Source organism: Candidatus Zixiibacteriota bacterium (genome assembly GCA_017999435.1).
In the GTDB taxonomy this organism is placed as follows: domain Bacteria; phylum Zixibacteria; class MSB-5A5; order GN15; family FEB-12; genus JAGNLV01.
The window spans coordinates 232,270-252,606 of sequence record JAGNLV010000004.1; the positions used below are offsets into that span (position 1 = coordinate 232,270).

Here is a 20,337-nt window from a genome sequence, read left to right on the forward strand (position 1 = left end):
GGGACCAAGCAGGTTGATCCCCTGGCCGCCCACGCTGAAGCCGCCCGGAGCAATACGAGCTTCGAGTTGCATGATCTCGAGCTGGTACCTCACAGACTCACCTCCTTACGCGATCTGTGGAGATGTCCTTGCGGAAAGTGCGAGGGACTTCTCCCGTTGTTTAGGTGTTGCAAATGCGCAACCCTGCCCTTAGCGCAAAGATATAAACCGCCCGTGCGATGTCAAGGGAAATATCGCGTATCCGACACGCTCGCACAAGTGACGCCGGAAACTAAATCTGCTGTCGACAATAAGATCGGAGGATAAACCTGAAGTAACACTACCACCACGACCAGAATTCAACGCGCAGGAAAGAGGCGATCTTGCGCCCCAGCTTGGCCGCCACCGAGATCCGTCCGATCTCGATCTTCGCATACCCGGTCATCCCGGCCGCCAGCGCATTGTCCTCGTTCGATACGACCGCGGAAACCAGAAACCGGGCGCTGCCGCCGAGCGACTGGGCCGCCGAGGGAATGTGGCGGACCTCCCCGAGGAACATGCGCTGCGGGTACGACCGCACTTTCAGCAGCACCGGCCGGCGCGTCTCCACCAGGTCGATGTCGAAGTCCGAGACGGGGACGAGCACCTCGATCGTGCCGCTGTTGAGAACCGAGAGAATGCGGCCGTCGTCCGGGGCGATACGCACGGTGCCGGCGACCGGCGATGTGATCGACTGCGCGTCCTTCTGGGTCTGGAGGAACTCGACGCGGGCGCGCTGCTTGTCGATCTGGGCCATCACGACGGCCTCCTGTTCGGGCTTGGGTCCGGCTTTGAGCAGGTCGAGGCGGGCCTGGCGGTTGGCCAGTTCGGCGCGGGCGAGCTCGAGGGCGGACTCGGCCGCCTCATACTGCTCGGTGCTGATCCCGTCGCGCTCCCGGAGTTCTCTCAGGCGCTGAAATTGGCGCTCCTGCTGGGCGAGCGTCGCCTGCGCGGCGTTCACCTCGGCGATGGCCTCGGCGACCGCCTCCGGTTTGGGCGGAGACTTCAGCAGCACCAGCTCGCGCCTGAGGCGGTCCAGTTCCGCCAGCGCGGCCACCAGTTCGGTGCTGAGCTGGTTCGACAAAAGCATCGCCAGCGTGTCCCCCTCCTCCACCCGGTCGCCATCGGAGACCAGCGGCGTGAGGTCAAGCGACGCCATGTCCTGCGAAACCATCTGCATGTACCCCGAGCGCGACTCGGGGTCCTCGCCGCGGCGGATGAGCGTCCGCTCGAGCATGCCGAACTCGTTCAGCCGGAGATTAAACTCGGCGATAGGGGCGACCGTGACCTCGCCCGAGACCCGGTGCGGGAAGGGCACGGCGAACAATCCGATCGCCATACTGGCACCCGCCAGCAGATAGGCGGACACGCGAACCGGATTGCGCAGCGAGGTACTCATATACTTCAGGTGTTGCACGAACCCGCGGCCGGCGGCCGCGAGGCCGTCTTTCAGCAGCGCGGTCAGCACCACGACCAGCGCAAGTAACCCCCACCCGCCGAAGTTGGCAAGTAAGAACTTGCTCGCCCAGACGAGGATCACGCCGATGAGCAGCCCCGAGTAGAGCACCGCGAGCACGGCATAGGCGAGGTAGATTCGTTTCTCGCGCCGGGGAACCGGGACACTTTCGACCGGCCAGCCAAGCAGCACCCGTCGGCTCCACGCGCCGAGGTAGCCGAACGCGCGCGCGCGAAGGTTCGGGATGTCGAGCCAGTCCGACAGCAAGTAGTACCCGTCGAGCTTGATCAAGGGGTTGAAGTTGAACAGCACGCTGATGCCGCTGACGAGTATGATGATGAGGGCGATGCGGCTGGGAAAGGTGCCGGGGACGGTCACGCGCCAGACGATGACGGCGAGCGCAAAGAGGAGAAACTGGACGAAGGGACCGACCCAGGTGACGGTCAGGCGGTGGGACTTCCGGGGAAACAGCCAGGCATCGGACACGTCGGCGTAGAAACACGGCTGGAAAAACAGCAGCAGGAACCCCATCTCGCGCACCTCGCCGCCGTAGTAATGACAGGCCAGGGCGTGGGCAAACTCATGGACGACGAGCGTCATGAAGACGGTAAGCATGATGAGAGCGATCGACCCGAGCTGGAGGAGGCGGTCCGGGCGGTAGGCGAAGTCGCCCGCGTGGGCGACGAAGAGCGCCAGTCCCACGGCGATGATCGCCAGGCCGGACGCCAGCACCAGCGGATGGTGGACGGGCCGGTACCACGGCAGAAGGCGCTCCAGGAGCCGCCGGGGGTCAAGGCCCTTGAGCTTGATGAAGAGCAGACGGGAGGCCAGGCTGCGCCGGCCGGGGGCGCGGAGCGAGACGCGGGCCGCCTGCTCGGTCCGCCCCTCATCGAGGAACTGCAGGGCGGCCAGCGATTCGATGAAGGCGCTCACTGCGCCGGCGTCGAGGTCGAGCCCGAATTTCCCGCGGAAGCGCCGGGCGATTTCCTCCGGCGCCGTCTCCCCATCGAGCTGTCCGGCCAGCCAGTACTCCGGCTCGCGCAGGCGAAAGTAGTTTCCGCTGCGGGGATCCTTGACCGTGTACACCGTCCGGCCGTCGACCACCGACGGCGCCGCAATCAGATCGGAGCGGAGCCGGGCGTAGGGTGCCATGGGGGCAATCTACAGGGGCGGCCGGGCGGGTGCAAGTTTGTACCGGGGGCTACCGGCGGAGGGTTTCGAGCAGACGCGCGTTGTAGAAATCGACCAGGTCTTCCCGCCGCAGCACGCCCACCACCCTCTCCCCCGGTCCGCCATCGACCACCGGGATCAGCCGGAGGCCGCGGGCGCTAAAGAGCTGGAAGGCCCGTTCGAGCGTATCGTCGGTCCCCAGGGTCACGACCTCCTCGTGGACGATGTCCCTGGCGATGACCAGGCGATCCAGCGTGCGCTGGCTCAGCACGGCGCGGATATCCTGAAATGAAATCACTCCGCGGAGCACCTCCCGACGGTCCATGACGAGGAAATAGGACTCCCGCGACTCCTCGATCTTCACCAGGATGTCGTGGAGGCTGGCCGAGATATCCACCGTCTCGAATTCGCGGGACATGACCTCGGCCACGCGGTGGGAGCGCAGGACGTTGACGTCGCGGCCGCCGCGAATGTCGATGCCGCTCCGGATGAGTTTCGCCGTGAAAATCGAATGCGGGTAGAGCCGGCGGGCGACGAGCGCCGCGAACACGACGACGACCATGAGCGGCAGGATGACCCGGAAGTCGGAGGTCATTTCGAAAATGATCAGGAGGGCGGTGATCGGGGCGTGGGTGGCCGCGGCAACCATCCCGGCCATCCCCACCAGGGCGTACGCGCCCGGAGGGGCGGTCGCGGCCGGAAAGAGGCGCTCGGCGACCGCGCCGAACGCTCCCCCGGCGCCGGCGCCGATGAACAGGGACGGGGCGAAGATCCCCCCGGAGTTGCCCGACCCGAGAGTGAGCGAGGTGGCCAGGATTTTGAGAAAGACCAGCGCCGCCATCAGCCAGAGCGCCATCTCACCCTGCAGCGTCAGCCTGATCGTCCCGTATCCGTCGGCCAGCACCTGCGGGAAAAAGACGGCGATTCCGCCAAGGAGCAGTCCCCCCAATGCGGGTTTGAGCCAATTGGCGATTGCCATTTTCTCGAAGAACTCCTCACAGGCGACCATCATCCGCGTGAAGACGAAACCAACCCCGCCGAGGAGCACGCCGAGCAGGGCGTAGAGGGGCATCTCCCAGCCCGAGACGAGGGCGAAGGTGGGCACGGCGAAAGCGGGATTCGCGCCCAGGACCGAACGGGTCACCACCGAGGCGACGACGGAGGAGATGATCACCGGGGAGAAGGTGGCGAGCGCGAAATCCCCGAGGACGACCTCGAGGGTGAAAATCACGCCGGCAATGGGGGCGTTGAAAACCGAGGAAATGCCGGCGGCCGCCCCGCACCCCACCAGGATTTTGATGCGGTCGCCCGACATGCGGAAGAGCTGACCGATCGTCGACCCCAAGGCCGAACCGATCTGGACGATCGGTCCCTCCCGTCCGGCCGACCCCCCGGACCCGAGGCAGATGGCCGAGGCGATCGTTTTGACGGCTGCGACGCGGGGCCGAATGATACCTCCGAGCCGGGCGACGGCGTTCATCACTTCGGGCACACCGTGGCCCCGGGCCTCGGCCGCGAACCGGAGCACGATCGCCCCCACGATCAGGCCGCCGAGGGCCGGGACAATCGGCAACCACCACTTGAACGACCCCGCCCCGAGGCTTTTGGTCAGCACCTGGTCGGTGAGACCGAAGAACAGGTGGTTGGCGAAGTCGATCAGGGCCCGAAAGGCCAGCGCCCCCAAAGCCGTAACCAGCCCGACAAATACCGAGAGCACAATCAGGATTTCGGTCGGCGACTCCAGGAACCGCTTGAGGATCCGGCTCGTGACGCGGAGCGGTTTCATACGGGCGCAATAACGGGCCGGCCTATGCGGGGGCACAAGTTTTTAGCGCCCGACCCGCGCGAAAAAAGCCTTCTGCCCACGGGGACTTCCCCGCCGACCAACCCGGAAAGCGCTTGACAACTCCCCCCAATTCAATACCTTCAACGTGAAAAAGTTCACTATGTTTGCAGACATTGCAGTGAGGACGACATCATGCGCAGTCATGCCGACGCGGTCATCGTAGGGGGGGGCATCATCGGCCTCTCGGTTGCGTTCCACCTCGCCCGCGAGAAGTACGGCCGGATCATCGTGCTGGAAAAGGAGCAGTTGCTGGGCACCGGGGCCACGTCCAAGGCGGCGGGCGGCATCCGCGCGCAGTTTTCCACCAAAGTCAATATCGAGATGTCCATGCTCTCGGAGAAGCTGTTCCGCCAGTTCAAGGAGGATACCGGCTCGGACGCCCTGTTCGATCAGGTTGGGTACATGTTCCTGCTGCAGACGGAGGCGGAGGTCCGGGAGTTTACGAAAAGCTATGAGTTGCAGCGCTCGCTCGGCCTTCCCGCCGTGCTGCTGAAAACGGATGAGATCCCGCAGTATGCCCCGCACATCAAGCTCGACGGGGTGCGGATGGCGACCTTCTGCAAGGATGACGGTCTGGGGGATCCGCACGAATTTCTCAGCGGCTACGAGCATGCCGCGCGCCGGCTCGGAGTGGAAATCGCCTTTGAGTCGCCGGTGACGGGTATTCAGGTCGAGTCGGGCCGGATCCGGTCGGTGCAGACGGCGGCAGGCCGCATCGACACCCCGCTGGTGGTCAACTGCGCCGGACCGCAGTCCCGCGAGGTGGCGGCGATGGCCGGGGCCGAGCTGCCGGTCGATCCAATTCGCCGCCAGATTGTCACGACCGGCGAACTCAGCTGGGTGGAACCGTATTTCCCGATGGTGGTCGACGTCTCGTCCGGCCTCTATTTCCATAAGGAGTCGAAAGGGATGCTCTTCGGGTGGGCCAAACCGGGCGTCAAGCCCTCATACGACATCTCGGTCGATCCCGAGTACACCGACGAGATCCTCGAGCGGACGATGATCCGCATCAAGGACGAGCTGTTGGACGAGATCGCGGTGGCCAACCAGTGGGGCGGCCTGTACGAGACGACCCCCGATCACCACGCGGTCATCGGCCGGGAGCCCCGGGTCGACGGCCTGTTCTACTGCGCCGGGTTCTCCGGCCACGGGTTCATGCACGCCCCGGCGGCGGGAGTGGTGACGGCGGAGATCCTCACCGGCAAGAGGCCGTCGATCGATATCGCCCCGCTGGCCATCGAGCGGTTCGCCGCCGGCGTGGCGGTGGAAGAGACCAACGTCATCTGAACTTGCGTTCATGAGGCAATAGAACCGGAGATTTGCCGAGCGGCCGTGCGGCCGTCGGCAAGGGAGGAGACATGCGGATACCGATCATTTGTGCCGCGCTGACGCTGTTGATCGCGGCCGGCGCGGCCGGTAGCGACCAGACCGCCGGCTCCACCTGCCCGTCGAGTCGGGCGGCGGAGGCCGGGTACAATCCGTTTGAGGAGTTCCACGCGGTCATGGCGCCGGCCTGGCACCAGGCCTGGCCGGACAGCAATTTCGCGGACCTGTTCGCCGCCGGTCCGAAATTCCAGGAGGCGTTCGGCAAGGTCGCGGAGATGAAGCCGGCGCTCAAGAGCGCCGCACGCGAGAAAGTGTTTGCGGAGCGGCGCGCCGCGCTCGGCGGGCTGGTGCAGAAATACGCCGCGGCCGCCGCCGCCGAAGACAAGGACAAGGTCTACGCCCTCATGCCGGAACTGCACGACGCATTCGAGCAGGCCGCCTCGGCCCTGCTGCCGGTCCACTATCCGGAGTTCGAAGGCATGGTGGTGACACTCAATCTCATCCTCGAAACGCACCTGCCCAAGGGGAACACCGACGGCGTAAACGGCTCGACCGAAACACTGGTGGAGAAGCTCAAAGCCCTCACCCCGGAGACGCTGCCGGAGGATCTGAGAGAACACGAAGCGGCGATCGGGGCCGAATTCGGCGCGATGAGCGAACTGGCCGCCCGGATGCAGAAGTGCTGCGAAAACCGGGACATGGAGACTTACCGGGAGCACATCAAGACGCTCGACGGCAAAGTGAAGGAGTTCATCGCAAAATACATCTGACGGCGCAGACCGACGGATGTCTGAGCGCGGCGGTCGCGTGTCGAGCAGCCGCCGATTCTCCTGGCGGGCGGTCCCGCCCCGGATGGCGCCGGCCGAGGAGGTGGCGCATGGAATCAGGAGGCGACATGAGGGTTCTCCTTTCCCCGGTCTGGGCGGTGACGGCGGCCGTACTGCTTGCATCGGCGGCGGCCGGCACCGACTTGTGGAAAGCCGCCGAGGTCACGTACACGACCTCGCAGGGGCTGGAAATGCACGGCTGGCTCCACCTGCCGGCGGCGGCGTCCCAACCCGGCCGGCCGCTGATCGCGCTGCTGCCGATGATGGGCACTGCTCACGGCGCATACGACCTGTTCCTGGATTCGCTGGCGGCGCGGCTACGGCGAGACACGACGGCCGCGACGCCGACCGTGCTCGCGCTCGACCTGCGCGGCCACGGGGCCTCGACCAGACTGCACGGCAAAGAAATTTCGTACAAAGAGATGGAGCCGGGGGACTGGGCGCCCGCCCCAGGCGAGGTGGCCGAGTTTATCCGCCGCGCGGCGCGGGACCACCCGGAGGCCATCGACTCCCTGAACATCACGCTGGTCGGCGCGTCGATCGGCGCCAATGCCGCCGCGATCGCCGCGCCGATGGTCCCAGGGGTCCGGGGAATCGCGCTGCTGTCGCCGGGCAGCGACTACCGGGGGCTCGCACCGGCGGAGGCACTGAAGGCATTTGAGGGCCGCGTGCTCATCTGCGCCGCCCGCGAGGATCGCTACGCCGCCGAGTCCGCCGGGCGACTGGCGAAAGTGCGGGAGGGACCGGTGCTGCGCATCTTCGAAGGCGGCGAACACGGAACAAACCTGATCGACCGCACTCCCGAGGCGATGAGCGGGCTGCTCGACTGGCTGGAGGAGTGACGCACTTTCGGAAGTCGACGCGGGCGGCCGGGGTCTAGGCCTCCTCTCCCCCGTCGTTGAGGTCGATCATCTTGGTGCCGTCGGAATAATCGATCGACCGGGGAGAGGTCAGGCGCATCAGTTTCTGTGTGACGTCTTTGATCTTGAGGGCGGACTGCTCGATGGTCCGCAGTTTCGCCTTGAGTTCATCGTCGAGATCATCGCGCTTGAGCAGCAGCAGTTGGACGTTGCCGAGGATGGCGGTCAGCGGGTTGTTGACCTCGTGGTTGACCGTCACCGCCGTTTCGATGACGGCGCTCTTGCGTTCCTTGGTGAGTGCAGAGCGCAGATCGGCCTCTTCCCGGTTCTGCGAGCCGGCCACCCAGGTCAGCGCGAGAACGGCCGCGAGGGTTTCCAGCAGAGCCTCCTCGGACACGATTGTCCGCGGCCCCTCCTGCAGTCCTATGACCGCGCCGTAGGTTCTCCCGGCGTAGCGGAGGGGGAGGGTGAAGGCGTGCACGGGCGGGTCGCCCTCGAACGACATGTACGCCGAGGCCAGTTGCTGGGTCTGGCGGAGGCGGTCGAACAACTCCCGCTCGAGGGCATCGAGCCGGCGGCGATAGTCTTCGCTGCGGGCGTGGCTGACATTGAGGGTGAGGACGTGGTCACGGTTCCACACCACCAGGGCGGCGGCGGCCAGCCCGACCAGGTCGGCGCTCAGGCGCAGCCCCCGCCGGTAGACCTCCTGGGGCTCCTCGCCCCCGGCGGCGTCGACCGCCAGGCGGTGAATGAGGCCGAATTTATCGACGGGCGGGCGGTCCTGTGGCCGGTCACTGTTCATCGTGTCTCATTTGAGCAAACGCGGTGCCCCGCGGCGCCGGGCGCCCGCGCGCTGGAGTAACTCTGAGGTACCCTTGAAAATAAGGAGTTTTGGGCCTATGTGCCATGAGTTTTCGCAGCCGGCCGGCCGTGCGGGAGAACCGATCCGCCGGCGGATCGGTGCATTTGTGTTCACAGACATATGCAAAATGCGGCGCTCGAATCGTTGACATTTATCCGAGCCGGGCGTATACTGGGTGTTTTCCAAGGCGCCCATGAGGAGCTAACGGCATGGTAGAGGACGTGATACATGACCACTGCGGCGTCTGCGGGGTATTCGGTCACTCCCGCGCCGCCGAACTCACCTACCTGGGGCTCTACGCGCTCCAGCACCGGGGCCAGGAATCGGCCGGCATTGTCACCTCCGACAACGGCTCGATCCACTACCACAAGGGGATGGGACTGGTGTCCGAGGTCTTCGCCAACCCCCAGGTCCTGGCCGGCCTGACGGGCGGCCGGGCGATCGGCCACACCCGTTACTCGACCACCGGGGCCTCCTCGCTGATCAACATTCAGCCATTCCTGATCACCAACCGCAGCCGCCATCTGGCGATCGCCCACAACGGCAACCTGACCAACTCCACCGAGCTGCGCACAAAACTCGACGCCCGCGGCTCGATTTTTCAGACGACCTCGGACACTGAAATCATCCTCCACCTGGCGGCGCGGTCCCGCAAGAGGACGCGCCTGGAGCAGGTTTGCGACGCCCTGGCGCGGGTCAAGGGGGCCTATTCGCTGCTGTTTCTCACCGAAGACACGCTCATCGCCGCCCGCGACCCCTTTGGTTTCCGGCCGCTGGCGCTCGGCAAGTACCGCAAGACCTGGGTGGTGGCGTCGGAGACCTGCGCGTTCGATCTGATCGGCGCCCGGTATGTGCGGGACATCGAGCCCGGCGAGGTGCTCGAGATCTCGGCCGGCGGGCTGAAGTCGCTCAAGCCGTTCGCGGCGCAGCGGCACGCCATGTGCATTTTCGAGTACATTTACTTCTCGCGCCCGGACTCGAAAATCTTCGGCGAGAACGTCGACAAGATCCGCCGCCGGCTGGGGCGGCTGCTGGCCCGCGAACATCCGGTCGAGGCGGACATCGTCATCGCCATCCCCGATTCGGCCAACACCGCGGCTCTCGGCTACGCCGAGGAGTCGGGCATCCGCTTCGAGATCGGCCTCATCCGCAACCACTACGTGGGGCGGACTTTCATCGATCCCGGCCAGCAGATCCGCGACCTCGACGTCAAGGTGAAGTTCAACCCGGTGCGCGGCGTTCTGTATGGGCGGCGGGTGGTGGTGGTTGACGACTCCATCGTGCGGGGGACGACCTCGAAGAAGCTGGTCGCCATGATCCGCGGCGCCGGGGCCAAGGCGATTCACTTCCGGGTGTCGTCTCCGCCGATCATCTCCCCCTGCTTTTTCGGGATCGACATGCCGACGCGGGAAGAGTTGATCGGGGCGCGCATGTCGGTGACCGAAATCGAGAAGTACCTCAAGGTAGATTCGCTGCGCTACCTGTCGCTGGAGGGGATGCTGTCGCTGAAATCGCTCCCTGACACGACCTTTTGCGCCAGCTGCTTCTCGGGCAAGTACCCGATGGCGATCCCAAAAATCAACGGGAAGGACCGCTTCGACATCAAGAGTTCCGGGCGGTTCGGCATTTAGCCGAAAGCTCGATCGGTCAAATGGAACGGCAGGAGCTTCCGCTCCCGCCTTCGGCATTTTTGTCGCGGCCGTCCCGGCCAATGTCACAGGAACGCGAAGAGCGCTTTCTGCGAAAAAGCCAGCAACTGCTGCGGGAAGAAGCCCAGTCCGAGCGTGCCCGCGGCCGTGACGACCAGGACCACAACCAGCGCCGGCGTGTAGGTGACCGGCGCGAATTCCCGCGCGGCGGCGTCGAAGTACACTCCCTTCACCAGACGCAGGTAGTAGTAGACCGACAAGAAGGAATTCATCACGCCGATCACGGTCAGCCAGAGGAATCCGGATTTGACGGCGGCCGAGAAGATGTAGAATTTCCCGAAGAATCCGACAGTGGGGGGGAAACCGGAGAGCGCGAACATGAACAGGGCGAGAGTCGCCGCCAGATACGGATGTTTCCGACCCATCCCCGGGAGCTCGTCGATCTCGGCTTTGCCGCCGGAGCGTGTCTCCAGCATGGTGACGATGGCGAACGCGCCGAGGTTGAAAAAGGCGTAGGCGATCAGGTAGAACAGGGCCGAGGAGATGGCGTCCTCTCCCCCCGCGGTCAGGCCCACGAGGATATACCCCGCGTGGGCGATCGAGGAGTACGCCAGCAGGCGCTTGATGTTGGACTGGCGAAGCGCGAGGACGTTGCCGACCGTCATGGTCAGCACCGCGAGGACCCAGAAGGCGTCGGTGAGGGCCTCCATCGAGGCGAACCCGAAGACGAACACGCGCAGGAGCGCGGCGAAGCCGGCGGCTTTCGGCCCGACCGAGAAGAACGCGGTCACCGGGGTCGGCGCCCCCTGGTACACGTCGGGCACCCAGGAGTGGAAGGGCACGGCGGCGACTTTGAAGCCGAACCCGATCAGGATGAGAGCCGCCCCCGCGTACATGTAGGCATCCGAGCGGGACAGGATGAAGTTGAAGTCGGCGACGATGCGGCGGAGGTCGGTCGTCCCGGCCGCCCCGAACACGAAGGCAATGCCCATGAGCAGGAACGCGCTGGCGAACCCGCCCATGATGAAATACTTGAGACCCGCCTCGTTGGACTCGAGCGAGCGCTTGGCGAAGCCGGCCATCACATAGAGCGGCACCGACATCAACTCGAGGCCGAGGAAGAGCACGACCAGGTCGGTGGTATTGGCCATCACCATCATCCCCATGGTCGCCAGCAAAAGGAGGGCGTAGAATTCGGGCCGGTGGTACCCCTTGACCGCCAGCCAGCGCTGCGCCATGAGCTGGGCGAGGATCGAGGTGCCGGCGGCGATGACTTTGAAGGCCGAGCCGAAGTTGTCGTTCGTCACCATGCCCCAGAAGCCCGATCCCTGCCGGCCCCAGGAAGCCGCCGCCAGGGCCAGCGCCACGGACAGGCCGACCAGGCTGAGGCCGGGGCTGAAGCGGCCGAGGCGGCCGAGATAGCCGGTCAGGAGAATGACCGACGCCGCAATGAGGAGCGCCGTTTCCGGTCCGATCAGGCCGAAGTCAATGCCGGCCGATGTGAGATCTATCATAGCATTTCCGAGGGCGGCGCCCGGCCGCCCGCACCGTTAGAAGCCTCAGCCGCCGCCGAAGCCTTTGATGACCTGTCCGTTGTCGACGATGACCGGGACGATAGCCTCGCCGCCGGTCAGGGCAAGCACCTTGTCCCGGGCCCCGGGAGTGCGATGGATGTCGATTTCCGTGAAGCGGATCCCCTGCTCCGCGTAGTGCTTCCTGGCCGCCGCGCAGTACGGGCAGCCTTCCTTGGTGTACATGACCACGTTGTTCATTCCGTACCTCTCTCCGGGGCCCCCAGTCCCACCGTAATCGTGTCGCCGCGCGGGGAGATATCGACGGCCGGGACCAGGTTTACCCGGAACTGGTCGTCGAGCTGCACCGTCTGCGCGCGCCCGACCCGCGTGAGAACCTGCTGGGCGGCGGGTTCGATGCGCTCGAAGAAGGGTTTCGGGTAAATGCCGATCCAGAATATGAAGATGACCAGCGGGATCAGGATGATCTTCTCCCGCCAGTCGACATCGGCCAGTTGCGCGTTGGCCGGGTTGGTGACTTTTCCGAAGATGACGCGCTGGTACATCCAGAGCATATAGGCGGCGGCGAAGATCACGCCCGAGGCCGCCAGGGTGCCGTAGACATAGCTGCGGTCGAACGCGCCGAGGAGTATGAGGAACTCGCCGACGAACCCGTTGGTGAACGGCAGGCCGATCGAGGAGAGGGCGACGATCATGAAGATGGCCGAGTAGGCCGGCATGACTTTGGCCAGCCCGCCGAATTCCTCAATGAGGCGCGTGTGGCGGCGGTCGTAGATCATCCCCACCAGGAGGAACAGGGCGCCCGTGGAAACGCCGTGGTTGACCATCTGCATGATCGCGCCCTGGAGTCCCTGCAGGTTGAGGGCGAAGATCCCCAGCATGATGAAGCCCATGTGGGAGACCGAGGAGAACGCCACGAGCGATTTCACGTCCCGCTGCACCATCGCCACGAGCGCGCCGTAGATGATCGCGATGACCGACAGCACGGCGATGTAGGGGAGGTAGGCCACGGTGGCGTCCGGAAACATCGGCAGGCAGATGCGCACGAAACCGTACGTCCCCATCTTCAGCAGCACGCCCGCGAGGATGACCGAGCCGGCCGTCGGCGCCTCCACGTGGGCATCGGGCAGCCAGGTGTGGAAGGGAAAGAGCGGGACCTTGATTGCGAAGGCCAGCGCGAAGGCCCCGAACAACAAGAGCTGCGCCCGGTAGCCGATCGGCATCTCCACGAGCTTGAGCATGTCAAACGAATACTCCCCGGAGTAGCCGTGGTAGGCGAAGAGCAGCCAGAGGATGCCGACGAGCATGAGGAGCGAGCCGAACATGGTGAAGAGGACGAACTTGATCGCGGCGTACACCCGCCGGGGGCCGCCCCACAGACCGATGATGAAATACATCGGGACCAGCATGATCTCCCAGAACACGTAGAACAGGAAGAGATCCAGTGACACGAACACGCCGATCATCCCCACCTGCAGCAGGAGCATCGAGAGATAGTACCCCTTCACCCCCTTGGTGATCGAGTTCCACGAGGCGAGGATGGCCAGAACGGTCAGGACGGTCGTCAGCGCGATCAGCAGCAGCGAGATGCCGTCGATCCCGAGGTGGTAGTGGATGCCCAGCCCGGTGATCCACGGGATGTCGACTTCGAACTGCATCCCCAGCGCCATCGGGTCGAACATTGACCAGAGGAAGAACGACAGGAGCATGGTGATGACGGCCACGATGAGCGCGACCGCCTTGATCGTGTCGTGCCGTTCCTTCGGCGCCAGCAGGAGAGCGACAATCCCGACGAGCGGGAAGAATGTGACGTAGGTCAGAATTTGATTTTCCATCCCCAATCCATTGCAAAGTAGGCGACCAGGAGGACGACGCCGAGCACGAAGAGCGTGGCGTAGCTCCGGACGCGGCCGGTCTGGAGGCGGCGAACACCCTCGGACAGGCCCTGGTAGGCCGCAGCGCTGCCGTTGGCGAGTCCGTCGATCACGATCACATCCACGAACTTCCACAGGAACATCGATAACCCGACCAGGGGCCGGACGATCACGGCCAAATAGATCTCATCGACGTAGTACTTGTTGACCAGGAGGCGGTGCAGACCGGAGAGGCGCTCCCGCCAGCGGGTGGCCAGCTCCGTCCGCTTGCGGTAGAACAGGTGCGCGCCATAGATGGCCAGGAGCACGAGGGCCACGGAGGCGCCCATGAGGGCAAGCTCCATCCCGGTCCCGTAGCCGCCGGCCGAGGCGTGCACCGTCTCCGGCGCCGCTTCCCCCCCGCCGCCGGCCATCACCGGTTCCAGCCAGCGCTCGAACCAGTTGGTCGCGCCGAAGACGTGCGGGATGCCGACATATCCGCCGACCACCGACAGCACCGCAAGGATCACCAGCGGAACCGTCATCGACCGGGGGAACTCGTGGAGGTGGTCCTTCGTGTGCTGGTCCATCCGCTCTTTTCCGAAGAAGGTCAGGAAGACCAGGCGGAACATGTAAAAGGCGGTGAGACCGGCAGTGGCGAAGCCGATCACCCAGAACAGCGGGTGGCCGTGGGCCGACGAGAACGATTTCCAGAGGATCTCGTCCTTGCTGAAGAATCCTGAGAAGCCGGGGATGCCGGCGATCGCCAGGGTGGCGACGAGCATGGTGGCGTAGGTCACCGGCAGATGTTTCCGCAGTCCGCCCATCTCGCGCATGTCCTGTTTGTCGCTCATCGCATGGATGACCGAACCGGCGCCGAGGAAGAGCAGGGCTTTGAAGAAGGCATGGGTCATCAGGTGGAAGATGCCGGCCGTGAACGAGGCTACGCCGCAGGCGAGGAACATGTAGCCGAGCTGGCTGACCGTCGAGTAGGCGAGGACGCGCTTGATGTCGTTCTGGGCCAGGCCGATGGTCGCGGCGACGAAGGCGGTCGCGGCGCCGATGACCGCCACCACGAGCAGGGCGTCGGAGGCGAGGCTGTACAGCACATTCGTCCGCGCGATCATGTAGACGCCCGCGGTCACCATCGTGGCGGCGTGAATGAGCGCCGACACCGGCGTCGGGCCCTCCATGGCGTCGGGCAGCCAGACATAGAGCGGGATCTGCGCCGATTTCCCGGTCGCGCCAAGGAAGAGCAGGAGGCAGACGGCGGTGATGAGGCCGCCTCCGGCGGTGAACACCGCGGGCGCCGCCTCACTCACGGTGGGGAAATGGAGCGACCCGACCTGCCAGAAAATGAGGAACATCCCCAGGAGGAAACCGAAGTCGCCGATGCGGTTGACGAGGAATGCCTTCTTCCCCGCGTCCGCCGCCGACTGCCGTTCGTACCAGAAACCGATAAGCAGGTAGGAGCAGAGGCCGACCCCCTCCCAGCCGACGAACATGAGCAGGAAGTTGTCGGCGAGCACGAGCGTGAGCATCGCGAACATGAACAGGTTGAGGTAGGCGAAGAACCGTCCGAACCCCGGGTCGTGGGCCATGTAGCCGGTCGCGTAGACGTGGATGAGGAATCCCACGCCGGTCACCACGAGGATCATCACGGCGGAGAGCGGGTCGAGCAGGAAGCCGATGTTGACGTTGAAATTGCCGGAGGGGATCCAGGTGAAGAGGGTTTGCTCGATCATCCGCATCGCCGGCGGCAGCGCCCGCAGCTCGAAGAAAGCCAACACCGAGAGGATGAAGGCTCCGCCCACCGACGCGCAGGCGACGGCGTTGACGGCGGGGCGGCGGAGTCGGCCCAGGAGCAGCCCGTTGACGACGAAGCCGATCAGCGGCAAAAGCGGTATGAGAAACAGGTAATCCGACATAGCGTCCCCGGCCCTACCATTTCAACAGGTTGAACCGGTCGATGTTTATCGAGTCCCGGTTGCGGAACACGGTGAGCACCATGGCCAGTCCCACGGCCGCCTCGGCCGCGGCCACGGTCAGCACGAGGAACACGAACGCGTGGCCGTCCATGACATTGAGCGCGCGCGAGAAGGCGATCAGGGCGAGGTTGGCCGCGTTGAGCATGAGCTCGATGCTCATGATCAGGATAATCATGTTGCGGGAGGCGAGCACGCCGATCGTGCCGATCCCGAAGAGCACGGCCGCGACAATCAGGTATGCGGAAACCGGAACCATGCTAGGACTCCACCTTGTGCGTTTGCGGCGGGGCGTCCTCGGCGCGGCCGCGCGTCTCGGCGCCGGCCGGCGGCCCCTCCGCCCGGTCGCGCTTGGCGATCGCCACCGCTCCGACGACCGCCGCCAACAGCAGCGCCGCCGTCAATTCGAAGGGATACAGGTAGCGCGTGAACAGGAGGCCGGCCGTGTGCTCCACCGAACCGAAATCGTCGGCAACCGCCCCGCCGGCGAAGACGCCGACGACGGCGGTTTCGGCGAAGAATCCCGCCCGGATGACAAACACCAGTTCGACCACGAAGAGCAGCGAGACGAGGTACTTGGTCAGCCGGCTGAGCGGGGCCGACCCCTCGCCGAGATCCTCCCGCCCGCGGAGATTGAGGAGCATGATGACGAAGAGGAACAAAACGAGGATAGCGCCGGCATAGACGATCACGAGGACGGCGCCCATGAAGGCCGTTCCGAGCTGGATGTACAGGACAGCCTGGGCGATGAGCGAGACGATCAGGTAGAGCACCGAGGCCACCGGGTTGCGCTGGACGATCATCATGGTGGCGCCGAACACGGCCACCACCGCCGAGAGCACGAATATGATTGCGTCGAGACTCATCGCACCTTGTCCGCCACCCCGTACACCTTGCGCACCCGCCGGTAGAGTCTCTTGAAGGGGTTGTCTCTGCGCGGGTGCGCGACGAGCATGTCGTCTTTCTTCCAGATAAATGAACTCTTGTCGCTGCTGGAGAATTCATAGTCCTGGCCGAGGAAGATCGCTTCCTCGGGGCAGGCTTCCTCGCAGTAGCCGCAGAAGATGCAGCGGAGGAGGTTGATTTCGTAAGTGCGGGCGCGCCGCTCCCCCTTCTCGTTCTCCTCCGGTTCCATGTAGATGGCGTCGGCCGGACAGGCGGCGGCGCACAGACCGCAGCAGACGCACCGCTCGGTGCCGTCGTCATACCGTTCGAGGTAGTGGCGGCCGCGGTAGCGCGGCGCCATCGGCCGCTTCTGCCGGGGATAATCGACCGTCACCGGCTTCTTGAACAGATGTTTCAGCGTGATCAGCAGGCCCTTCGGGGTCTTGATCACGGCGTTGGTCAAGGCAGTCAGTACGTCCTTCATGGCATGCGACCTCTCTCCTTAGAGCATCACAAACGCCGCCGTCACCAGCGAGTTGAGCAGCGCCAGCGGGAACAGCACTTTCCACCCGAACGCCATGAGCTGGTCATAGCGGAACCGGGGGAAGGTCGCCCGCAGCCAAATATAGAGGAACATGAACGCCAGCACTTTCAAAAAGAACCAGAGGAACGGCGGCAGAAACGGCCCCTGCCAGCCTCCGAAGAAGATCGTCGTCCCCACGCAGGAGACGGCGATCATGGCCCCGTACTCGCTGATGAAGAAGGTGGCAAAGCGCATCGACGAGTACTCTGTGTGGTATCCCGCCACGAGCTCGCTCTCGGCCTCGGGGAGGTCGAACGGGGCGCGGTTGGTCTCAGCCACCGCGCAGGTCAGGTAGAGGAGAAACCCGAGCGGCTGCTTCCAGATGAACCAGTCGGCGATCGACGCCTGCTGCTCCACCAACTCGCGCATCGAGAGGGTGTTGGCGATCAGGATTACCCCGACAATGGTCAGGCCGTAGCTGATTTCGTAGGAGATCATCTGGGCCGAGGACCGGACGCCTCCGAGGAGCGAGTACTTGGAGCCCGAGGACCACCCGGCGAGCACGATACCGTACACGCCGAGGGAGGTCACCGCGAAGACCCACAGGATGCCTATGTTGAGATCGGAGATGACGCCCTGGATCGGGCGGCCGAACAGCTCGAAATCGGCGGTGAACGGAATGACGGCGAAAGTCAGCATCGCGGGGACGAACGAGGCGATCGGGGCCAGCGTGTAGGTCACCCGCTCGGCGTTGGCCGGCACGACGTCCTCTTTGAAGATGAGTTTGACGGCGTCGGCCAGCGGCTGCAACAGGCCGTAGGGACCGGCGTAGGACGGGCCGATGCGGTGCTGGAGGTGTCCGAGCACCTTGCGCTCCATGTAAGTGGCGTAGGCGCATCCGGTCAGCACCGCGACCAGAACTGCGAGAACTTTCACCGCCGCTATGATGATGGCTTCCAGCATATCGTCTAGTCAATCACCTTGGAGATTTTCACGCGGTCGATCCGCCGTTTGCGCGTCAGCAGGCTGTTGACCGGGGTCGAGGCGAAGTTGCGCGGCGCGAGCAGGACATCGCTGTCGAGAACGTCGGAAATCCGCGCGGGCGCGACCACCTTGCCGAGCTCCGATTCGATCCGCACCGGGTCGCCCTCGTCGAGGCCGTACCGCCGGGCCAGTTCCGGCGACATTTCAAGGTAGGCCTCGCTGCAGAAGTTCGCCAGCGCGACGGATTTCTCCGTCAGGTGGCCGCTGTGGTGGGGATCATCGCCCATGAAGAGCGGTAGCGGGTACTCCTCGGAGGCCGGCTCCGCAGCCGGCTTGACCTCGAAGAATTCGCCGGAGGGTGCGGCCGTGGCGTCGACCGCCAGCACCGCGTCGATCTCGGCCTGCATCTGCTCCTCGCTCGCAAACAGCTTCCCGCCGAGCTTGTCGGCGACCAGCCGGACGATCTCCAGGGGCGGTTTCGCCTGGTGGAGCGGCTTGATCGCCCGCTCCGCCCGCTGCACCCGGCCCTCGAGATTGACATAGTCGCCGGTGAACTCGGCCCAGCTCGCCAGCGGCAGCACAACGTCGGCCAGCTCGGTCGTGGGCGTCTCGAATAGATCGGCCGCCACGAGGAAATCGAGCTTCTCGAGGGACTCGAGGGCGAACTGCCGGTCGGGGTAGAGCATGACCGGGTTGGCGCCGAGGATGAAGAATCCGTCGATTTCGTCGCGCCGCATCTGGACCATCATGCGGTCGGTGGTGCCCGGCTCGGCCTCGGGGAATTCCCCCCAGAGCTCGGCGAGCCTTTTCGCCACGGCCGGGGCCGGCGTCGGAGACACGCCGAGCCGTTCAGCGCCGGCGGAGTTGGCGTACCGGGCAAGCGCGGCGATCTGGCCGCGCCGGTGCAGGCCGAGGAGCCGGTCGAGATTGAGGGCGGCCGCCCCGATCGCATCGCGGGCGTAGGACCGGGTGACGATTTCGCCGGTGAAGAAGGTGACGCGGCCCGCGGTGGCCAGGGCGCGCGCCGCCAGTTTCACGGTCTCGGCCGCCACCCCGCACAGCCGGCACGCCTCGGCGAGCGTTTTCGGCTCCACCCGCGCCCGGAACACGGCTCCGGCGGAGGGATCGACCAGCCCCATGTCCACGGCCGCCAGTCCGAGCGCCGTGAGCAACACCTCTTCCATGCCGACCGCGTAGACCAGTTCGGCCTCGGCGATGTCGGCCGACCGCACGGCGTAGGGGGTCATCGAGAAATAGCGGGCGCCGCGGAAAGTGCAGGCCTTGCGAATACGCACGTATTCGAGCTGGTGCTCGCGGAGCAGGTCGGAGCCGAGCGTCACGATGACGTCGCTCGCGTCGATGTCCGCGATGCGGAAGGGGCGCCGGCAGAGGAGGTTGAACGGGCTGTCGGCGGCCGAGGGGAGCATGCGGTAGTCGGAGCGGTAGTCGACATTGTTCGACTTGAGGACGGTGCGGAAGAGCTTCGAAAACGCATAGAGGGCGGCGTTGTCGAGGTGCGGCGCAGCCAGCCCGCCGATGCACACCCGCCCCTTGGTCTCGGTGATTTCGCCGAACCGTTTGCGGATGACCTCGAGGGCTTCCTCCCACGACGCCGGCACCTGCTTGCCGTCCCTGCGCACCAGCGGTGTGTGCAGCCGTTCTTCGGAGTGCGCGATCTGGTAGCCGTAGCGGGTGATGTCGGCCAGCCAGCCGTCGTCCACGCCGTCGTTCCGCCGCGAGGTCACCCGGTAGATGCGGTTCTTGTGGTCTTCCTTGTAGAACAGCAGGTTGGCGCCGGTGGCGGAGAAGTTGCAGATCGAGGGCGTCGTCTGGGTCAACCAGACGCGGATTTTGTAGCGCCAGTCGGTGTTGGTCAGCGCGCCCACCGGGCAGATCTCGACGAGGTTGCCCGAGAAGGGGTTGTCCACCTGTTCGCCCGGCGCGGCGTCGATTTCGGTGATGTAGCCCCGCTCGTACGCGCCCAGGTCGTATTCCCCGAACGCCTCCTTGTTGGCGCGGACACACTTGAAGCAGAGGATACAGCGGTTCCGATTGAGGATAATTTCCGGTCCGATCCGCTTGTCGTCGAACGTCGAACCCTCGGCGCCGGAGGTGAAGCGGTATTTCTGGAACTCAAAGCGGCTGTCGTCGTAGCCGTGCCGGAAGGTGAGGTTCTGCAGATCGCACTCGCCGCCCTTGTCGCAGGTCGGGCAGTCGAGCGGGTGATTGAGCAGGATGAACTCCAGCACCGCTTTCCGTCCCTGTTTGACCAGGTCGGAGTCGGTGTGGACGATCATTCCCTCGGTCGCCTCGGTCGCGCAGGAGACCATCAGTTTCGGGAACTTCTCGATCTCGACATAGCAGATGCGGCAGGCGCCCACCGGTTTCAGCTTGGGGTGCCAGCAGAACGTGGGGATGTGAATCCCCATCTGCCGGGCGGCTTCGAGCACGGTGGTCCCCCGGGGGACCGTGACCGGGCGCCCGTCGATCGTGAGCGTGACCGTGGGGATCTCGGCCTTCTTCTGCGGCTGCGTATCTTTGACGTCCTGAGCCATGGTATT

The 20,337-nt window shown here is 65.1% G+C and carries 16 protein-coding genes; 4 read left to right on the forward strand and 12 right to left on the reverse strand.

Translation table 11 applies throughout. The features are described from left to right. Window positions 1-319: 319 nt before the first annotated feature. Window positions 320-2,626 (reverse strand): hypothetical protein, encoded by a 2,307-nt coding sequence (locus KA261_11410; GenBank protein MBP7698406.1) that lies wholly within the window; start codon window positions 2,624-2,626, stop codon window positions 320-322. Window positions 2,627-2,675: 49 nt separating this feature from the next. Beyond that, window positions 2,676-4,430, reverse strand: coding sequence for a chloride channel protein (locus KA261_11415; protein MBP7698407.1), 1,755 nt, complete (start codon window positions 4,428-4,430; stop codon window positions 2,676-2,678). A 192-nt stretch (window positions 4,431-4,622) separates the two neighbouring features. Between KA261_11415 and KA261_11420 the strand changes: the two genes are divergently transcribed. The 3 genes from KA261_11420 to KA261_11430 all read left to right on the forward strand — a co-directional run bounded on the left by KA261_11420 (window position 4,623) and on the right by KA261_11430 (window position 7,485). Then, window positions 4,623-5,777: an FAD-binding oxidoreductase gene (locus tag KA261_11420; protein MBP7698408.1), complete on the forward strand. Its 1,155-nt coding sequence runs from the start codon at window positions 4,623-4,625 to the stop codon at window positions 5,775-5,777. Window positions 5,778-5,848: 71 nt separating this feature from the next. Then, the gene (locus tag KA261_11425) at window positions 5,849-6,586 is read left to right on the forward strand and encodes a hypothetical protein (GenBank protein MBP7698409.1); all 738 of its coding nucleotides are present in this window, start codon (window positions 5,849-5,851) and stop codon (window positions 6,584-6,586) included. A gap of 125 nt (window positions 6,587-6,711) precedes the next feature. Continuing rightward, the gene (locus KA261_11430) at window positions 6,712-7,485 is read left to right on the forward strand and encodes an alpha/beta fold hydrolase (protein ID MBP7698410.1); all 774 of its coding nucleotides are present in this window, start codon (window positions 6,712-6,714) and stop codon (window positions 7,483-7,485) included. A gap of 34 nt (window positions 7,486-7,519) precedes the next feature. Here KA261_11430 and KA261_11435 read toward each other — a convergent pair whose 3' ends face one another. Continuing rightward, window positions 7,520-8,305 carry a hypothetical protein gene (locus KA261_11435; GenBank protein MBP7698411.1) on the reverse strand — a complete coding sequence of 262 codons (786 nt, stop codon included), beginning with the start codon at window positions 8,303-8,305 and terminating at the stop codon, window positions 7,520-7,522. Window positions 8,306-8,574: 269 nt separating this feature from the next. Between KA261_11435 and KA261_11440 the strand changes: the two genes are divergently transcribed. Next, window positions 8,575-9,996 carry an amidophosphoribosyltransferase gene (locus KA261_11440; GenBank protein MBP7698412.1) on the forward strand — a complete coding sequence of 474 codons (1,422 nt, stop codon included), beginning with the start codon at window positions 8,575-8,577 and terminating at the stop codon, window positions 9,994-9,996. 83 nt (window positions 9,997-10,079) lie between these two features. Here KA261_11440 and KA261_11445 read toward each other — a convergent pair whose 3' ends face one another. The 9 genes from KA261_11445 to nuoG are packed head-to-tail and all read right to left on the reverse strand — an operon-like array spanning window position 10,080 to window position 20,331. Continuing rightward, a complete protein-coding gene (locus KA261_11445; protein ID MBP7698413.1) occupies window positions 10,080-11,528 on the reverse strand; it encodes an NADH-quinone oxidoreductase subunit N in 1,449 nt (482 codons plus the stop codon). Between the two features lie 45 nt (window positions 11,529-11,573). After that, complete coding sequence (locus tag KA261_11450) at window positions 11,574-11,786, reverse strand: glutaredoxin family protein (GenBank protein MBP7698414.1); 213 nt, start codon at window positions 11,784-11,786, stop codon at window positions 11,574-11,576. Continuing rightward, window positions 11,783-13,381, reverse strand: a complete 1,599-nt coding sequence (locus tag KA261_11455; GenBank protein ID MBP7698415.1) for an NADH-quinone oxidoreductase subunit M — start codon at window positions 13,379-13,381, stop codon at window positions 11,783-11,785. The genes KA261_11450 and KA261_11455 overlap by 4 nt, the downstream gene beginning before the upstream one ends. Further along, entirely contained in the window at window positions 13,363-15,327 is a 1,965-nt protein-coding gene (gene nuoL, locus KA261_11460) for an NADH-quinone oxidoreductase subunit L (protein ID MBP7698416.1), read from the reverse strand. The genes KA261_11455 and nuoL overlap by 19 nt, the downstream gene beginning before the upstream one ends. 13 nt (window positions 15,328-15,340) lie before the next feature. Next, window positions 15,341-15,643 (reverse strand): NADH-quinone oxidoreductase subunit NuoK, encoded by a 303-nt coding sequence (nuoK, locus tag KA261_11465; protein MBP7698417.1) that lies wholly within the window; start codon window positions 15,641-15,643, stop codon window positions 15,341-15,343. A 1-nt stretch (window position 15,644) separates the two neighbouring features. Continuing rightward, complete coding sequence (locus KA261_11470; protein MBP7698418.1) at window positions 15,645-16,250, reverse strand: NADH-quinone oxidoreductase subunit J; 606 nt, start codon at window positions 16,248-16,250, stop codon at window positions 15,645-15,647. After that, the gene (gene nuoI / locus KA261_11475) at window positions 16,247-16,753 is read right to left on the reverse strand and encodes an NADH-quinone oxidoreductase subunit NuoI (GenBank protein ID MBP7698419.1); all 507 of its coding nucleotides are present in this window, start codon (window positions 16,751-16,753) and stop codon (window positions 16,247-16,249) included. The genes KA261_11470 and nuoI overlap by 4 nt, the downstream gene beginning before the upstream one ends. An 18-nt stretch (window positions 16,754-16,771) precedes the next feature. Next, complete coding sequence (gene nuoH / locus KA261_11480; protein ID MBP7698420.1) at window positions 16,772-17,755, reverse strand: NADH-quinone oxidoreductase subunit NuoH; 984 nt, start codon at window positions 17,753-17,755, stop codon at window positions 16,772-16,774. 5 nt (window positions 17,756-17,760) lie between these two features. Continuing rightward, window positions 17,761-20,331: an NADH-quinone oxidoreductase subunit NuoG gene (gene nuoG / locus KA261_11485; GenBank protein ID MBP7698421.1), complete on the reverse strand. Its 2,571-nt coding sequence runs from the start codon at window positions 20,329-20,331 to the stop codon at window positions 17,761-17,763. Window positions 20,332-20,337: the final 6 nt, after the last annotated feature.

What these genes read in the sequence shown, in the direction of transcription:
- KA261_11445 (MBP7698413.1), bottom strand. Translation starts at nt 11,528, where the DNA reads ATGATAGATCTCACATCGGCCGGCATTGACTTCGGCCTGATCGGACCG.
- KA261_11415 (MBP7698407.1), bottom strand. Translation starts at nt 4,430, where the DNA reads ATGAAACCGCTCCGCGTCACGAGCCGGATCCTCAAGCGGTTCCTGGAG.
- KA261_11435 (MBP7698411.1), bottom strand. Translation starts at nt 8,305, where the DNA reads ATGAACAGTGACCGGCCACAGGACCGCCCGCCCGTCGATAAATTCGGC.
- KA261_11425 (MBP7698409.1), top strand. Translation starts at nt 5,849, where the DNA reads ATGCGGATACCGATCATTTGTGCCGCGCTGACGCTGTTGATCGCGGCC.
- nuoG (MBP7698421.1), bottom strand. Translation starts at nt 20,331, where the DNA reads ATGGCTCAGGACGTCAAAGATACGCAGCCGCAGAAGAAGGCCGAGATC.
- nuoK (MBP7698417.1), bottom strand. Translation starts at nt 15,643, where the DNA reads ATGGTTCCGGTTTCCGCATACCTGATTGTCGCGGCCGTGCTCTTCGGG.
- KA261_11455 (MBP7698415.1), bottom strand. Translation starts at nt 13,381, where the DNA reads ATGGAAAATCAAATTCTGACCTACGTCACATTCTTCCCGCTCGTCGGG.
- KA261_11410 (MBP7698406.1), bottom strand. Translation starts at nt 2,626, where the DNA reads ATGGCACCCTACGCCCGGCTCCGCTCCGATCTGATTGCGGCGCCGTCG.
- KA261_11450 (MBP7698414.1), bottom strand. Translation starts at nt 11,786, where the DNA reads ATGAACAACGTGGTCATGTACACCAAGGAAGGCTGCCCGTACTGCGCG.
- KA261_11420 (MBP7698408.1), top strand. Translation starts at nt 4,623, where the DNA reads ATGCGCAGTCATGCCGACGCGGTCATCGTAGGGGGGGGCATCATCGGC.
- nuoI (MBP7698419.1), bottom strand. Translation starts at nt 16,753, where the DNA reads ATGAAGGACGTACTGACTGCCTTGACCAACGCCGTGATCAAGACCCCG.
- KA261_11430 (MBP7698410.1), top strand. Translation starts at nt 6,712, where the DNA reads ATGAGGGTTCTCCTTTCCCCGGTCTGGGCGGTGACGGCGGCCGTACTG.
- KA261_11440 (MBP7698412.1), top strand. Translation starts at nt 8,575, where the DNA reads ATGGTAGAGGACGTGATACATGACCACTGCGGCGTCTGCGGGGTATTC.
- nuoL (MBP7698416.1), bottom strand. Translation starts at nt 15,327, where the DNA reads ATGTCGGATTACCTGTTTCTCATACCGCTTTTGCCGCTGATCGGCTTC.
- KA261_11470 (MBP7698418.1), bottom strand. Translation starts at nt 16,250, where the DNA reads ATGAGTCTCGACGCAATCATATTCGTGCTCTCGGCGGTGGTGGCCGTG.
- nuoH (MBP7698420.1), bottom strand. Translation starts at nt 17,755, where the DNA reads ATGCTGGAAGCCATCATCATAGCGGCGGTGAAAGTTCTCGCAGTTCTG.